A 16293-nucleotide genomic window follows, 5' to 3' on the forward strand; every position below is an offset into this window, starting at 1 on the left:
GGGGTCGGCCTGCTTTTGGCCGGACCAGCAACAGGTCCTGGCGAGTCCGGAAAGGGCTCGGCTACCGTGCGCTCAAGCAGAATGGCGAGGGGTGACGGATCATGAGCGACGTTCCGGCGGTGCTGAACGCGGTGCGGCTCCTGGAGCGAATTGCCCGCGATTGGCCGGAGCCGGTGTCTTCCGGGGCGCTGATCGAGGAGCTGGGGCTCAACCGCAGCACGGCGTACAACATCCTCGGCACCCTGCAGCGAGCCGGCTGGACCGCGACGCGCGGCGACCGCGGGGGCTGGTCGCTGGGGCCGCGGCTGCTCTCGATGGCCCGCGTGTCCGAGGACTGGATGACCGACATCGTGCAGCAGGAGCTCGATTCGCTGAGCCAGCGCACGGGCTTCATCGTCTTCGCCGTGCAGCGCCACGGTGCCGCCGAGTACTCCGTGCTCGCCAAGGGTGACCGCGGCAAGGGCGTGCGGATCACCGTCGGCATCGGCGACACGTTCCCCTTCTCTGCGCCCGCGATCATGCGCGCGTTCTACGCGTGGGAGGACCCGGCCAACGTCGAGCGGCTCGCGGATCGTTACGGGCTGGAGGGCTTCACAGCCGAAACCGTCACCACGCGGGCCGCGCTGCGTGCGGAGCTGGCGGCCACGCGCGAGCGCGGCTACAGCGTCAGCATCAGGGAGTTCGACCTCGGTCAGTCCGGGCTGGCGGCGCCGGTGTTCGACGCTCAGCGGCGCGTGTCGATGGTCGTCTGCACGCTCGCGTTCTCCTCGGAGCTGAACGAGTCCACTGTGGATCAGCATGGCTCGCTGATCCGCGAATGCGGACTCAGGATCACCGATCGCACCGGAGGTGCGGTGAAAATCGAAGAATAGTTCCGCATCTGCGGAAGTATTCCGATCTTGCCTGGTCGCGCGTTTCTTGACCGCTGTCGACCGGCTCGCTTAATGTGCCGCATGCGGGACTCAATGTCCTCAATAGAGGACAACGTGTCCCGCCCTTCGAATCTCGATCCGGCCCATGGCGGCCCGGAAAGGAGATGGCCATGAGCGACGTAGCCGTCAAACCCACCTCGTGGACCAAGACCCTGACCCGCACCCAGTGGCGGTCACTGATCGCAGCCAACCTCGGCTGGCTGTTCGACGGCTTCGAGACCTACGCCCTGATCCTCACGGCGGCGGTGGTGCTCAAGCGGCTCGATCCCGGCGCGCCCGCGAGCCAGGTCGCCTTCCTGACCGGCGCGACCATCGCCGTGACGCTCCTGGGCTGGGGCTTCGGCGGCATCCTCGGCGGCGTCTTCGCCGACTACTTCGGCCGGCGCCGGGCGCTGCTGACGTCGATGGTCCTGTACGCGGCGTTCACGGGCCTCACCGCCGTGTCGTGGTCGTGGACGTCGTTCCTGGTCCTGCGCTTCATCACCGGCTTCGCGCTCGGCTCCGAATGGGGCACGGGCACGTCGCTGGTCGCCGAGACCTGGCCGGCCAACGCGCGGGCCAAGGCCGCCGGGCTCATGCAGTGCGGGCTCGGGCTGGGCTTCTTCATCGCGTCGGCCTGCTGGCTGTTCATCGCGCCGCTGGGTGCGGACTCGTGGCGCTACATGTTCCTCATCGGCGTGCTGCCGGCGGTGTTCGCGCTGTGGCTGCGCAAGTCGGTGCCCGAGTCCGAGAACTGGAAGAGCGCGCACAAGCGGCGCAAGGAACTGAAGGAACGCAAGGGCGAGGCGCTCACCGAGCACGAGCAGTCGTTCACGCGGCTCACGTTGCGCCAGATCATGATCGACCCCAAGCTGCGCAAGCTGACCATCCTCGGGTCGCTCATGTCCCTGGTGACAACGCTGGGCTGGTGGGGCATCTCCACCTGGGTGCCCGCGTACGTCTCTTCGGTCGCGGCCCAGAACGGTGCTTCGGGCCAGTCGTGGGCCAGCGCGGCCGGGATGATCTACAACGCGGGCGCCATCGCCGGGTACATCTCGTTCGGCTTCATCGCCGACCGCTTCGGCCGAAAACCCGCGGTGCTGTTGTTCTTCGGTGCATCGCTGGTGCTCACGCCCGTGCTGTTCCTGTGGACGCACAGCCTCGGCCTGATCGTGGTCGTGCTCGTGGTCAACGGCTTCTTCACCCTCGGCCAGTACACGTGGATGCCGGTGTGGCTGCCCGAGTTCTACCCGACGCACCTGCGCGCGACCGGCGCCGCGTTCGTGTTCAACGCGGCGCGCTTCGTCGCCTTCCTCGGCCCGCTCACCGCGGGCGCGATCATCTCGCAGCTCGGCGGGTACGGCGTCGCCGCCACCGTCGTCGGGCTCATCTACATCCTCGGCCTCGTCGTCGCCCCGTTCTGCCCCGAGACGCGCGGCCAGCAGCTGCCCGACTGATCCTCGTTCCTCCCGACCCCCGCGAAAGGCCCCCGCATGTCGACCGTCCGCATCTCCGCCCCAACCGGCGGGGGCACCGGCGTCCACCCGGCAACCGCGCGCATCCTCATCTTCGCCTTCCTCGGCACGCTCTTCGACGGTGCGGAGCTGAACCTCGTCGGCTACCCGCTGGCGTACCTGTCGGAAAGCCTGCACGTGAGCACCATCCAGATCGTGCAGGTCGCGACGCTGCAAGGCTTCGCCTCGATCGCGGGCGGCATCCTCGTCGGCTGGCTCGGTGACCTCTACGGCCGCCGCTGGACCTACACGGGCTCGGTGGTCGTCTTCGGGCTCGCCGCGCTGCTGGGCGGGCTGGCGCCGAACTACCTGCTGTTCCTGCTCACACGGCTGCTCGCCGGCGTCGGCATGGGTGGCCTGTTCGGCCTGTCGTACTCGATGTTCGCCGAGGCGTGGAAGACGAGCAAGCGCGGCCTGATGGGCGGCTCGATCCAGTCGATGTACATCGTCGGGCAGATCGTGACCGAGGGCGTCATCTACTTCTGCATCGTCCAGTTCGGCACCGCGACTGGCTGGCGCGCGGGCTACATCGTGATCGGCGTGGTCACGCTGCTGATCGGGGTGTTCTCGGCGATCATGCTGCCCGAGTCGGACCAGTGGCGGACCTACCAGCGGGAGCTGCGCGAGGGCCGCGTGCCCGAGAACATGCGGCGCACCAAGGTGCCGATCGTCGACCTGTTCCGCCGCGGCTACGCGGGCGGCACCATCCTGTTCATGGGCATCGCGACGGCGCTGTTCCTCACCACGAACTCGATGATCTCCTACCTGTCGACGTTCCTGATCAAGGTGGAGAAGGTGCCGCTCGGCACGGCCAGCCTGATCGTGCTGCTCAACCTCATCGTCACGGCGGTCACCTATCCGATGGCCGGCGCGCTGTCCGACAAGATCAAGCGCAAGTGGGCCATGTTCGTCGCCGGCGCGTTCGGCGTGGTCGGCTTCGCCTGGTTCCTCATCCTCGTGGTGGGTCACAACGCGAAGATCGGGTCGAACTTCTGGGGCGCGCCGACGTTCTGGGCGCTGATGTTGTGCGCCGCGGGTGCCAGCGGCTTCGGCGTGCTCGGCGTGTGGATGGCCGAGTTCTTCCCCACGCGCGTGCGCTCGACCGGCTCGAACCTCAGCTACTACGCCGGCCGCGGACTGGGCGCGGGGCTGTTCCCGCTCATCGCGCTGTCGATCGCCGGCACGGTGCCGCTCGCACTGGCGTTCGGCATCGTCGGCCCGGTCGCGGCGGCGGTGCTCTCCCTGGCCGCGCCCGACTCGACCGGGCGGCGGATCGAAGCCGTCGAATAGGTCTTCAGCTGTGGTGCCTTGCCCGGTCCGTCGTCACTCGGCGGACCGGGCAAAACGCTGTCCTGCAAGGGATGGACCCTAGGCCGGCTTGGTTGCGACCAGCTTGGCCACGGAGAACACGCCGGCGGCCCGGGCCGCGTCGAGCGCGATTTTCGAGTCGTGGAAGAGATCGTTGCGGTCACCTTCGTAAGTGAGCCACTTGTCCCGCTCCTCCTCGGGCGTCGAGCCCCAGCAAGGGCCGGACGGGAAGAGGTCCACCGCTTCGCGCACGTCGAACCCGGCGGAGACCAGCATGTCCCGGTACTGCTCGACTGTGGCGTGGTACGGGATGCAGAACCCGCGGTTGACCTCGGCCATCACCGCCTCGATCTGCTCGGGGCTGCGGTGATCGCCCCACGGGCGCTGGATCCAGTCCACGGCGGCCAGCGTGCCGCCCGGGCGCAGCACCCGGAACGCGGCGTTGAAGAAGGCTTGTTTGTCCGGCAGGTGGACCACCGACTCCTGGTAGGTGATGGCCGCGAACGCGGCGTCCGGCCACGCCCCGAGCGTCCGGTACTCGGTGTCCCCGACGGAGTGGAAGAACGCCTTGTCCGCCAAGCCGCGCGCCGCGGCCAGCCGCTGGGCTTTCGCCGTCAGCGCGTCGTTGTTCGAGATGCCGACGAACCGCGCGCCCGACATCTCCGCCATGTTGACCACCGCGCCGCCGACCCCGGAACCGAAGTCGAGCACGAGGTCGCCGGCGGTGATCCCGGTCGCGGCGACCAACTGGCGCTGCATGTCCAGCGCGGCTTCCTCCGAGGACAGTCCCGCGTTGTGAGCACGCTCGTCGCCGTGATGCCAGGCATCCTGGGGCATCATCACGGCATAGGCGTCGATGGCTGCGTTGTAATAGCCACGCACGGACTCTTCGACTCCGCCAGTGTTTGTCACTGAAGTCACTTCTGCACCCCTTCGGACCCGCCTGATGGCGCGGATGATGATGGCATCGGCCCCGGAACGCGTCCAGCCGCCAACCGGGCTGCTCGCCGCGCGTGCGCCCGCGTACCCGGAGTACGTAGTCGTGTCGATGCGTTGTTCAGGTGAACTCCCCGATCCCCCGAGCACACTCAGGCACGGCTTTTCGTGTCCGGATCGCCCCGTCAGCCGTAGCGGTGCGGAATTCACCCGGCTAATCTGTGCGACGGTTCTATTGGCCGCCCGCCAAACGAAGGCGGCGCGGTTGGGCCGAACGTACCAAGAGCGAGTGAACGGTGAATACTGCGCCATGGCCGGAGCGAGTGTGTCGATGGCTGATTTGTCGATGTACGCCCACCTCAGCGGACAACTCGAGCGACTGTGCGAAGTAGTCGGTTTCGACGGCGCGGACGGCCGTCACCTGCGTTTACTTCGCGGCCTCCTGGGTACCCAGGCGGAAAAGAGCTTGGCAACCCCGCCTGAATTCCCTTCGAATGTGGCAGATGACACAACTCCCATAGAGTTTTCCGTGGCCTTCGACACCACAGGTGAATGCGTGGTGCGAGTCCTCGGCGAGACGGTCGGGTCGAGGAGCCCCCGCGAGTTCCTCGACGAGGTGGTCGGCGAGTACGGCCTGGTCACCGACCGGCTCGACGCCGTGGCCGACCTGTTCCTGCCGCACGAGGAGAGGCAGGGGCCGTTCACGCTGTGGTACTCGCTGATCTTCCGGCCGGGTCGCGCGCCGAAGATCAAGGTTTACCTGAACCCGCAGATCAGCGGTCCGGAGATGGCTGATTCGCTGGTCAGCGAGGGGTTGAGTCGGCTGAACATCGCCGAGGCGTTCGATCCCATGATCGAGCACGCGCTGCGCCGCGGTGAGCGCGACAACTTCTCGTTCTTCGCACTCGACCTCGACGACGACCCGTTGTCGCGGGTGAAGGTGTACGTGTCGCACGACGCCGCCGACTCGGCGGACGCCGAATTCGCGGCGGAGCTGGTGGCCGGCACCGACCCGCTGCTGATCCGTGAATTCCTCGCCGTGCTGGGCGGCGGGAAAGGTCCGTTCGAAGGCCGGCCGCTGGTCTCCAGTTATTCTTTCGTCGAGGGATCAGGAGCCCGGCCGGCCAACTACAGCGTCTATCTTCCCATTCGCAGCTATGTGCCCGACGACGAAGTGGCGAACGCCCGCACGCACGCCGTTCTCGCGCAGTACGGCTTCGACGGGACAAAACTGGACAAAGCCCTGGCAGCGGTTTCGCAGCGGCCTTTGAGTGCCGGTGTCGGGCTGATCGCGCACGTTGCTCTGAGAATGGGGGAATTCGGCTCGGGAATCACCGTGTACCTGTCGTCAGAGGCATATCAGGTTCTGCCTGCGCGAAAGAGGCCGGTCCTCGGACCGGTTTCGTGACTGCGGTAGTTTTTCACCGACACCAGACAGTGGAGGAAATACCTGATGCGGACCTTCCCGCCCTACCGGGCCCAGGTTGTCGCCGAAATCCCGGTCACCACCAGCGCGGAGCGTGAGCGCGCGCTCGCCGCGGCCGGCTACAACGCGTTCAACCTGCCGGCCAACATGGTCTCGATCGACCTCCTCACGGACTCGGGAACCGGCGCGGTCTCCGCGAAGCAGGAGGCGGCGGCCGCGGCGGCGGATCGCTCTTACGCAGGCTCCGAGTCGTTCTTCCGCTTCCGCGAGGCGCTGAGCGAGCTCACGCACTACCCCCACCTCTTGCCGGTGCACCAGGGCCGTGCGGCCGAGCGCGTGCTGTTCACGAACGTGCTGGGGCCGGGCAAGATCTCGGTGAGCAACACGCACTTCGACACCACGCGCGCCAACGTCGAGTTGCTCGGCGCCGAGGCCCGCGACCTGCCGTGCGCGGAGTTCGGCGACCTCGACAGCTTGGAACCGTTCAAGGGCAACATCAACCTCGACGTTCTGGAGCAGCTGCTCACCGGCCCGGAGGCCGACCGGGTCGGCATGGTGCTCGTCACGATCACCAACAACGGCGGCGGTGGCCAGCCCGTGTCGATGGCGAACCTGGCCGCCGCGAGCCGCCTGGCCCGCGCGCACGGTGTGCCGATCTTCCTCGACGCCGCGCGGTTCGCGGAGAACGCCTGGCTCGTGGTGCAGCGCGAACAGGGCTACGCGGGCAAGACGCCGCGCGAGGTGGCCGAGGAGGCGTTCGGCCTCGTCGACGGCTGCGTGGCCAGCCTGAAGAAAGACGGCATCTCGCCGATGGGCGCGTTCATCGGTCTGCGCGATCCCGAGCTCGCGCAGCGCTGTGAGGCGCTTCTCATCGCCACCGAGGGGTTCCGCACCTACGGCGGCCTCGGCGCCCACGATCTCGACCGTCTCGCCAGGGGCCTGCAGGAGGTGCTCGACCCGCACTACCTCGAGGCGCGGGCGGCCGAGGCCGCGCGGCTGGCGCAGCTCGCGAACGACGCGGGCGTGGACATCGTGCAGCCGCCCGGCATCCACGCGCTGTACCTCAACGCCGGCCGCCTGCTGCCGCACCTGCCGGCGAGCCGGTTCCCGGGCCACTCGCTCGCGTGCGAGCTGTACCTGGCGGGCGGGATCCGTTGTGCGGAACTGGGTTCGCTCTACATCGGTGAGCTCGACGAGAACAACGAGCTGGTGACGCCGGCGCCGTTCGAGCTCGTCCGGCTGGCGCTGCCGCGCCGGACCTACTCCCGGGGCCACTACGACTACGTCGCCGAGATCCTGAGTGACATCGCGAAGAACCCGGAAAGCGTGCCGGGCTACCGGATCGTCGAGGCGCCGAAGATCCTTCGGCACTTCAACCTGACGATGGCACCCGTCGTCTGATCCAGTCCACAGTGGAGGGTTACTTCCGGTCGGGAGTGACCCTCCACTGCGTTCCATGGAAGCCGGTGTCTCACGCAGGCTGCGGAACCACGGTCATCGCGTGCTTGACGAGGCGGATCAATGCGATCTTGCTCGAGTCCCGCTGCCGCGCGTCGCACATGACGATCGGCACGCGGTCGGGCACGACCAGCGCCTCCCGGATCTCGTCGGCGGTGTAGCGCGGGGCGTTGTCGAAGCAGTTCACCGCGACGATGAACGGGATCCGCCGGCGCTCGAAGAAGTCGACGGCCGCGAAGCTCGTCTCCAGGCGGCGCGTGTCCGCGAGCACGATGGTCCCGATCGCGCCGCGCGCGAGGTCGTCCCACATGAACCAGAAGCGTTCCTGGCCCGGCGTGCCGAAGAGGTACAGCACGTGGCGCGGTGAGATCGTGATCCGGCCGAAGTCGAGTGCGACCGTGGTGGTCTTCTTGCGCTCGACACCGGACAGGTCGTCGACGCCGTGGCTCGCCTCGGTCAGCACCTCCTCGGTGGACAGTGGCGGGATTTCGCTGACCGAGCCGACCATGGTGGTCTTCCCGGCGCCGAACCCACCGGCGATGATGATCTTGACCGGTGTGGGGACCGAGTCGGCGCCCTTGCCGTCAGAGCTTGATGAGGCCATCGAGAACCGCCTGGAGAGTTTCGTGGTCCGGCGCCTGGGCCGGCTGGTGGGACGGGGACCGCGTGATGACGAGGCCGCGCTCGATCAGGTCGCCGCACAACACCCGGACAACACCGAGCGGCAGCTTCACGTAGACCGCGATCTCCGCGACCGACAGCGGCCGCCGGCACAGCCGGGTGATCGCCAGGTGCTCCGGGCCGAGGCCGGCCGGCTCCTGTTCCGACTGCAGGGTCATCACCTGCGTGGACACGTCGAGCTGCGCGCCTTCGGACGGCGTGCGGCCGCTGGTGATCGTGTAGGGCCGCACCAGCGGTCCGGCGGCCTCGTCGTACCAGTTGTCGTCTGTCATACCGCCTCCGCGGGAACAGGTAGGTCGGCAGTCGTCACGTGGCTTCCCTGAGCATGGTGGCGGCTTCGCGCGGCGCCGAGGCGAGGTAGTCGCCGACGCGCTTGACCAGCCGGTTCATCTCGTAGGCGATCATCTCCACGTCCACATCGGCGCCGGCCAGCACCGCGAGGCACGCGCCCTGGCCGGCTGCCGACACGAAGAGGTACCCGCCCTCCATCTCGATCATGTTCTGCAGCACGGGACCGCGGTTGAACTGCCGGCTCACCCCCTTGGCGAGGCTCTGCAGGCTGGACGCGATCGCCGACAACTGGTCGGAGTCGTCCTTGCTCATGCCGCTCGACTTGCCGAGCAGCAACCCATCGGCGGACAGCACGATGGCGTTCTGCGCGCCGACGACGCGGTGGACGACATCGTCGAGGAGCCAGTTGAGGTCGGGTTTGGAGTTCCCGTACTCGTTCATGCGGAGAGACCTTGACTTTCCTGTGTGGACTTTCCTGTGTGCTGTCGCGGACTAGGCATCTTCGGTGCCGCCACGGGCGCGGCGGGTGCCCTTGTGGAACGCCAGCAGCGTGCGGGCCGTGGCTTCGCCGGTGCCTGCGACGTCGACGTCCTGGTCACCCGGGTCGTCCTGCTGCAGTTGTGCGACGAGGTTCTGCTGCGGCTGCCGCCGGGGCAGCCGGGGCCGGTCGTCGCCGACCAGCAGGCTCTGATCGGGCTCGCGGGCCGGTTCCGCCGGCGCGGCGACCGGCACCTGGACCGGCGGTTGCGGTTGCGGGGGTTCCGGCTCGCCCGGGGTGTACGCACGAGCCGGGTACGGCCTCGGCTTGGCGTCTCGCCTCATCGGGATCTGGCCGGTGAACGAGCTGGTGGGTTCCATGACACGCGGTGAGCTTTCCAGTGCCGGACGCGCGGCACCGCCCACCGGCTCCAGCACCCCGGCTTGCTCACGCGGGGCTTCGGACCGGAACTCGGCGTTGCCGACGGCGTCGACCGACTCGTTGCCGGCCAGGTGTTGGGACGGGATCAGCACGGTGGCGCGTGTGCCGCCGTACCGGGACGGGTCGAACGTGACCGTGATGTCGAGGCGCGAAGCCAGGCGCGCGACCACGAACAGGCCCAGGCTCGAGTCGGCCCGTAGCGCCATGGCGTCGAACTCGGGCGCGTCGGCCATCATCGCGTTGGCCCACTCGCGCACGGCTTCCTTCATGCCGAGGCCCTGGTCGGACACGTCGACGACGACGCCGCGCGCGACCATGCGGCTGGTCACCTCGACCGGCGAGCCGGGCGGGGAGAACGACGTGGCGTTGTCCACGAGCTCGGCGATCAGGTGGATGGCGTCGGCCACGGCCGAGCCGACGATCGACACGTCGGGCACCTGCTCCACCTGCACCCGCGAGTACTGCTCGGTCTCCGAGACGGCGGCGCGCAGGACCTCCATGAGCGACACCGGCTTGCGCCAGCGCCGACCGGGCTGTTTGCCGCCGAGGATGATGAGGTTTTCCGTGGTGCGGCGCGCGCGGGCGGCGAGGTGGTCGAGCTGGAACAGCGACGCCAGCTGCGTCGAGTTCTCCTCGCGGCTTTCCATCTCGTCGAGGATCTGCAGCTGCCGGTGCACCAGCACCTGGTTGCGGTGGGCGATGCCGAGGAACACGTTGTGCACACCGCTGCGGGCCTTCGCCTCGCTCGCGGCCGCGTTGACGGCGGTCAGCTGGGCGGCGTTGAAGGCCTCCGCCACCTGGCCGATCTCGTCGCGGCCGTGGTCGAGCTGCGGGAGCTCTGCGCCGACGTCCACGGCTTCGCCGTTCTTGAGCCGGTCGACGATGTTCGGCAGGCGGTTGCGCGCGAGGTCGAGCGAGTCGTTGCGCAGGCGCGCCAGCCGCGTCATCAGGGTGCGGTCGACGAGCGATCGGGACACGCGCACGGCGACGATGATCGCGACCAGCGAGGCGATCAGGGCCGCGATACTGCCGATGATCGCGTTGCGCAGCTGCGAGTCGCCGGAATCGATGGCGGCGGCGGACACCTCGTCGCCCTGGGCGATCGTCAGCTGGGTGAGGCTGTTCGAGACCTGGCCGGTGAGGGTCAGCCAGTCCGCTGAGGTGACTGGCACCGTGTCCCGGTCCTCCGGCGTCCACGGGCCGTGCTTCACCAGTGCGCTCTCCGCGTCGGTGAGCTGTTTCCAGCCGGGGCTCGCCACGAGCGCCTGGTAGTCGTCGCGCACCGCGGGCTCGAGGAACGGCGCGATCTGGCTGACCTGAGTGCGGTAGAAGCCCGTCAGCTGCGTGAACTGCACGAAGTCGTCGGGTGCGAAGGTGCCGCTCGCGAGCGCGCTGGTCACCAGCGAGGTTTCGCGCGACATCAGGTCCGTCGCCCGGAACAGCGAGGTCGCGGAGATCGCGCCCTGCACGGCCGTCGCGTCGGGCACGATGCGGGCCTGCGTGTCGAACAGCGTCGACGCCGTGTCGAGCACGCCGTTGAAGTAGCTGTTCACCTGCGCCCGGCCGATGGTGCGGAAGTTGATCTGCGAACGCAGCACCGGCAGCTGGTCGAGCTGGGTCTTCAGCGCGGTGACCTTGTCGGCGATCTCGGCGGGCGCGCTCGAGATGGTGGACGCGAAGGCGTCCTGCATGCCCCTGAGCTTCTCATCGGTGCCCTTCTGCAGCTGCTGGAGCTCGCCGATCCCCGCGTTGGGGGTGTCGAGGAACTGAAGCGCGACTTGGCGCTCCTGCTGCAGTGACGACAGCGCCTGGATCGCGGGGATCGACACCTCACGCACGGAGACAGCGACGAGGCGCACGTACAGGCCGTTGATGAAAAAGTACGACGAGACCGCGGCCACCAGCACCAGCAGCGTGATGCTCGGGATGAGAACGGTCCTGGTCAGCCTTTTCCGGATCGACTTGTCGTACGCCTTGTCGGACTCATCTTTGTTCTCCACGACGATTCACGAACTCCTGAGTCACAGTCGGCGAAAAGCCGGAAGCCGGCAGGGGAAGCGGACACGACGGTGGGACCGGGGCGGCCGTCGTCACGAGTCCTCGACTCACCCTTCGTTTCACCACGGAACAGATCAGGGTCCGTTTTTTACCATGAACCGGGCCATCATGGTGCCACTGATCGGGCGCTCGACCTGCCGATGAGTGGCCCACCGTGACCCATCACTTCGCGTGAGGAGTCGATTACCGGCATTTCTGGTGGTGATGACCCCAGTAGGCAACCTCTTGGACGTGTGCTGAGCTGAACGGGTGAATGCGAAATCCGGGGAAAGGTGGTGAATCCCACTGGCCGGGTAGTCGCCGAATTGATTTGTCGACATACGGGTCGACTGTGTCCGAGTGTTCGGTGGGCTGGGCGGGTCAGTGTCCTGTCCGGATTGGTTCGGCGGGTAGCCAGGCCTGCATCAGCGCTGCGTATCGACTTGACTGGACCAGTAGTTCGGCGTGGCTGCCGAGCAGCGTCTCTCGTCCGTCGAGTACCAGGACGCTGCGCGCCCGCATGGCTGAGGACAGGCGGTGCGCGATCACGACCAGCGTGCCGCTGCGGTGGGTGAAGGCGCGTTCGGCGCGGGCCTCGGCGGCGGGGTCCAAAGTGGACGTCGCTTCGTCGAGGATGACGATGCGCGCCGCGCCCGCGTGGACGCGGGCGAGGGCGATGAGCTGGGCCTCGCCGCCGGAGAGCCCTTCGGCTTCGTGGCCGAGCTCGGCGTCGAGGCCGCCGAGGCGGGTGAGCAGCTCCTCGGCGCCGACGGCTCGGGCGGCGTCGAGGAGGTGCTCGTCCGACGCGGTGGGAGCGAAGAGGCCCAGGTTGTCACGCAGCGTGCCGGCGAAAACGTAGGCCTGCTGGGGGATGAGGGCGACGAGCTCGTGCCGGTTGGCGGCTTCGGCGACGGGCACGCCGCCGAGCAGTACCCGGCCGGCCTGGGGTGTGAGCAGTCCCGTGAGCAGGCCCGCGAGTGTCGACTTGCCGATCCCGCTCGGCCCGACGACGGCGAGGTGATCGCCCGCGCGCAGGTCGAGGTCCAGTCCACGCACGACGGGTTCGGGCGCGGCACCCCAGCGGAAGGTGAGGCCGCGGACTTCGAGGTCGGTGCCGTGGGCTTTTCGGGTTTCGGGTTTCGGCGGTGGTACTTCCGCGGTCTCGGCCAGCCGCTTGAGCGCCACGATGAGCCGGAGCACGACGGTGCTCGCGGTGGCGGCCAGGCCTCGCAGCGCCGGTTGCATCGTCGTCGCCAGGTAGACCAAGGCGCCGAGCGTCGCCCCGGCTGTCAGCTGCTTGCTCTCGACCAACCCGGGCGCGACCGCCAGGCTCGCGATCAACGGCACGAACGCCCCGAGCGAGATCACCAACGACCTCGCCGCCCCGGAATACGCCACCTTGACGGCAGCCTCAGCCTGCTTCTCGACGGCGTCGTACACCGCCAACGCCGCCCCTGGCTCAGCCCCGCAGGCCACCACGTCCCGCATCCCGCCGAGCACGGCGCCGGTGGTCTCGGCGGTCCGCTCGTCGGCCAGCACCAACGCCCGCTGCCTGCGCGCGAGCGACGGCAGCAGCACCGCGAACCCCGCGACGGCCACCACCACGGGCACCGCCACCGGCAGCAGCAGCTGCCCCGCGACGGTCGCCAGCCCCACGATCGCCGCCGCCGTCGTCACCACCATCGCGCGGGCCTGCACCAGCAGTCCCGCCGTGGCGTCGCGCACCACCTCCACGTGCTGCGTGATCCTCGCGACGCCACTCGCATCAGCCGCATTCCGCGGCGGGCTGGGGTCGTGCAGGACGCCGCGCACCACCGCCGTCACCAGCGCGTCCCGCAACGGCTCCACCACCCGGCCGAGCTGCCGCCACACCAACCGCGACCCGAACGCCCCGGCCAGCGCCGCCACCCCGAACAACGCCAGATAACCAACGCCCACCCCCGGCGCCCCCACCGCGAACCCCCGATCGACGGCCAGCTCCACCAACCGCCCGGAGAAAAACGCCGGCGCCCCTTCGAGCGCGGAGCAGGCCAGGAGCACGAGCCCGCCGCGCCATTGCCGGAGGAGAGTCGTGCGGTAGAGGTGAGTGACGCTCATCGTGCTGCCTTCGCGGGGTACTCGGCCGCGGCTTGGTGTGGGCGGTCGGCTGGTTTCGCGTGGGCGTGGTGGCCCTGCGGCGTCGTGGGTTGTGTCGCGAGTGGCAAGGCGGCGCAGGGTTGGCGCGCGGGCGTCGTGTGGCGGAGGTCGATGGTCATTCCGCCGCCTTCGCGTTGTGGTCGGCTGGGGTTTGTGTGGCCGCACTGGCCCTGCGGCACCGTGGGTTCGGCCGCAAGCGACGGGGTGATGCGAAGGTGGCGGGCGGGTGTTGTGCGGTGGAGGTCGTTGCGTCGCCGGTCGGCTGGATTCGCGCGGTCGCGTTGGCCTTGCGGCGTCGTGGGTTGTGTCGCGAGTGGCAGGGCGGCATGGAGTTGGCGAGCGGGCGTCGTGTGGCGGAGGTCGTTGGTCATCCCCGCTGCCTTCGTGTTGCGGTCGCGCTGGCCCTGCGGTACCGCGGGTTCTGCCGCGAGTGGCAGGCGGCGTGGCGTTGGCGGGCGGTCTGTTGTGCGGTGGAGGTCGTTGCGTCGCCGGTCGGCTGGTTTCGCGTGGGCGTGGTGGCCTTGCGGTGCAGTGAGCAGCAGGGCGGCGCAGGGTTGGCGAGGGGCGTTGTGAGGCGGAGAGCGTTGGTCATCCCGCCTCCGTGAATACGGCGCGGTACCGCGGGTCTTGCCACAGGACGTCGTGTGGGGCGATGGCTCTGACGTGGCCGTCGTCGAGCCAGATGACGGTGTCGGCGCGGGAGGCGAGGGAGGCGCGGTGGGTGACGACCACCAGGGTGCGCGCGCGGACGTCGGTGAGGACGGACTGTTCGGTGACGGTGTCGAGGCTGGCGGTCGCGTCGTCGAGGAGGAGGACGCGCGGGTTGTGCACGATGGCCCGCGCGAGGCCCACTCGCGCCGCTTCTCCGCCCGAGAGCGGGGTTTCGGCGAGTGGCGTGTGGTAGCCGTGGGGGAGGCGGGTGATGACGTCGTGGATGCGGGCGGTGCGGCAGGCCGTGCGGACGGCGGTGTCGCCGGCCCAGCTGCCGTAGCCCACGGCGTCGGCGACGGTGGCGCCGAGCAGGTGCGGCCGGGCGAAGCCGAAGCCGACGACGGCGCGGAGTTCCTCGGGGCGCAGGGTGGTGAGGTCGCGGCCGTCGAGGTGGGCTTCGCCGGCGTCGGGAGTCGTGAGGCCGCCGAGGAGACTGACCACAGTGGACTTCCCGGAGCCGGATTTCCCCACTATGGCGGTGAACGTGCCGCCGGGGATGGTGTGCGTGGTGGAGTGCAGGGCGCCTGGGACGGTGGCGTTGCGGAGGGTGAGTGTCCCGTTGCCCGGCAGGAGGCCGAGCTTGCCGCGTTCGGGGGTGGGGACGTCGAGCACCTCGGCGACGCGCTGGGCGCAGCCGCGGGCGCGCGAAACCGTGGTGAGCAACGGGATTTGCGTCACGAGCCCCATGCCGAGGGCGACGTAGCCGAGGGCGGCGAGCACGTCGCCGACCGTCAGCCGGTGGTCGAGCACCCCAAACCCCGCCGCGGCGAGCGCCGCCAGCTCCACGGCCGGCAACAGCAACGCGGCGCGCCACACCATCTTCGCCTGCGTCCGCCACATCCTGCGCCCGGCAAGACTGAGGCGGGGCAACGGTTTCAGCACCCGATCGGCCTCCCGGTCGGCGGTCCCGGAGGCGGCGATCGTGGCCAGGCCGGCGCCGGCGTCGAGCAGCCGCGCCGCGAGCTCGCCGGAGACGCGCTGGTAGGTGAGGACGTCGTCGGCGGTGTTCTTGAGGTGCGACCGCGCGAGGAGCAGCGCCACGGGGATGCTGCCGAGGAACACGAGCGCCAGCCGCCAGTCGAGGACCGCCAGCAGCACGATCGCCCCGACGGAGATCACCGCGGCGGACACCAGCTGCACCACGACCGGCACGATGCCGCCCGCCCCCACGGCGTCCCCGGCCATCCGGCTCACCGCATCCCCTTCGGCGAACGGGGTTTTGGTCTTCTGGGCGAGCAGCCGATCGATCATCCTGCGCCGCAACCACGCGCCGGCGCCACTGGTGACCCGCACGACGACCACCCCGCCGACCACGTCGGCCACAACCTCGGCCCCACCGACGACCACCAGCCAGCCCACCTGTTTGGCGGCACCGCCACCGCTGATCACGGCATCGGTGGCCCCCGCCAACGCCCCGGGCAACAACAAACTCGCCCCCACCGCGACAAACCCCACCACGACGAGCACCCCCACCCGCCACGGATCCCGCTTAGCGACTTCGCGCAGCAACCGATCCCCGGGCGAGGTTGGTTTCGCCGCCTTCCTCGCCTTTCGCCCGCGTCTTGCCACGGGCTGTGGCAAGCCGGCGGGTGGTTCGGCAACTTGCCGCGCAGTTCCGCCGGATGCCTGCCGGGTTCGTGCCGCTCGGCTGCGGTGTGCCGTTGGCTGTGGCAAGTCGGGTGATGGTTCGGCAACTTGCCGTTCGACTCCGCCGCGTGCCGGTCGTGCGGCACGGTCGTGGCGTGCCGTCGGCCGCGGCAAGTCGGGTGGTGTTGCGGCGTCTTGTCGCGCAGTTCCGCCGGATGCCTGCCGGGTTCGGGCCGCTCGGCTGCGGTGTGCCGTTGGCTGTGGCAAGTCGGGTGATGGTTCGGCAACTTGCCGTTCGACTCCGCCGCGTGCCGGTCGTGCGGCACGGTCGTGGCGTGCCGTCGGCCGCGGCAAGTCGGGTGGTGTTGCGGCGTCTTG

General features: G+C 69.2%; 12 protein-coding genes. 5 read left to right on the plus strand and 7 right to left on the minus strand.

The window, feature by feature from the left end:
• Positions 1 to 101: 101 nt before the first annotated feature.
• The 3 genes from ACQPXB_RS02190 to ACQPXB_RS02200 all read left to right on the plus strand — a co-directional run bounded on the left by ACQPXB_RS02190 (position 102) and on the right by ACQPXB_RS02200 (position 3715).
• Positions 102 to 872: an IclR family transcriptional regulator gene (locus tag ACQPXB_RS02190; protein WP_366577539.1), complete on the plus strand. Its 771-nt coding sequence runs from the start codon at positions 102 to 104 to the stop codon at positions 870 to 872.
• A 170-nt stretch (positions 873 to 1042) separates the two neighbouring features.
• Positions 1043 to 2368 (plus strand): MFS transporter, encoded by a 1326-nt coding sequence (locus ACQPXB_RS02195; RefSeq protein WP_366577541.1) that lies wholly within the window; start codon positions 1043 to 1045, stop codon positions 2366 to 2368.
• A 36-nt stretch (positions 2369 to 2404) separates the two neighbouring features.
• Positions 2405 to 3715 (plus strand): MFS transporter, encoded by a 1311-nt coding sequence (locus tag ACQPXB_RS02200; protein ID WP_432849253.1) that lies wholly within the window; start codon positions 2405 to 2407, stop codon positions 3713 to 3715.
• Positions 3716 to 3793: 78 nt separating this feature from the next.
• On the opposite strand, the gene ACQPXB_RS02205 is transcribed toward ACQPXB_RS02200, so the two are convergent.
• Positions 3794 to 4615: an SAM-dependent methyltransferase gene (locus ACQPXB_RS02205; RefSeq protein ID WP_366577545.1), complete on the minus strand. Its 822-nt coding sequence runs from the start codon at positions 4613 to 4615 to the stop codon at positions 3794 to 3796.
• 343 nt (positions 4616 to 4958) lie between these two features.
• Between ACQPXB_RS02205 and ACQPXB_RS02210 the strand changes: the two genes are divergently transcribed.
• Both ACQPXB_RS02210 and ACQPXB_RS02215 read left to right on the plus strand, forming a co-directional pair.
• A complete protein-coding gene (locus tag ACQPXB_RS02210) occupies positions 4959 to 6077 on the plus strand; it encodes a tryptophan dimethylallyltransferase family protein (RefSeq protein WP_432849254.1) in 1119 nt (372 codons plus the stop codon).
• Positions 6078 to 6122: 45 nt separating this feature from the next.
• Positions 6123 to 7496, plus strand: coding sequence for a tryptophanase (locus ACQPXB_RS02215; protein WP_432849255.1), 1374 nt, complete (start codon positions 6123 to 6125; stop codon positions 7494 to 7496).
• A 70-nt stretch (positions 7497 to 7566) separates the two neighbouring features.
• Here the strand turns inward: ACQPXB_RS02215 and ACQPXB_RS02220 are convergent, their stop codons facing one another.
• The 6 genes from ACQPXB_RS02220 to ACQPXB_RS02245 form a co-directional block, all read right to left on the minus strand.
• On the minus strand, positions 7567 to 8157 hold the full coding sequence (locus tag ACQPXB_RS02220) for a GTP-binding protein (RefSeq protein WP_285970954.1): 591 nt from the start codon (positions 8155 to 8157) through the stop codon (positions 7567 to 7569).
• The gene (locus ACQPXB_RS02225) at positions 8138 to 8506 is read right to left on the minus strand and encodes a DUF742 domain-containing protein (RefSeq protein ID WP_285970953.1); all 369 of its coding nucleotides are present in this window, start codon (positions 8504 to 8506) and stop codon (positions 8138 to 8140) included. The genes ACQPXB_RS02220 and ACQPXB_RS02225 overlap by 20 nt, the downstream gene beginning before the upstream one ends.
• 34 nt (positions 8507 to 8540) lie before the next feature.
• The gene (locus ACQPXB_RS02230) at positions 8541 to 8966 is read right to left on the minus strand and encodes a roadblock/LC7 domain-containing protein (protein WP_285970952.1); all 426 of its coding nucleotides are present in this window, start codon (positions 8964 to 8966) and stop codon (positions 8541 to 8543) included.
• 51 nt (positions 8967 to 9017) lie between these two features.
• Positions 9018 to 11444: a sensor histidine kinase gene (locus ACQPXB_RS02235; RefSeq protein WP_432849256.1), complete on the minus strand. Its 2427-nt coding sequence runs from the start codon at positions 11442 to 11444 to the stop codon at positions 9018 to 9020.
• A gap of 418 nt (positions 11445 to 11862) precedes the next feature.
• On the minus strand, positions 11863 to 13578 hold the full coding sequence (locus ACQPXB_RS02240) for an ATP-binding cassette domain-containing protein (protein ID WP_432849257.1): 1716 nt from the start codon (positions 13576 to 13578) through the stop codon (positions 11863 to 11865).
• A 627-nt stretch (positions 13579 to 14205) separates the two neighbouring features.
• Positions 14206 to 15786, minus strand: a complete 1581-nt coding sequence (locus ACQPXB_RS02245; RefSeq protein WP_432849258.1) for an ABC transporter ATP-binding protein — start codon at positions 15784 to 15786, stop codon at positions 14206 to 14208.
• Positions 15787 to 16293 lie beyond the last annotated feature (507 nt).

The sequence above is a fragment of the Amycolatopsis sp. CA-161197 genome, from assembly GCF_050942255.1.
GTDB lineage: Bacteria > Actinomycetota > Actinomycetes > Mycobacteriales > Pseudonocardiaceae > Amycolatopsis.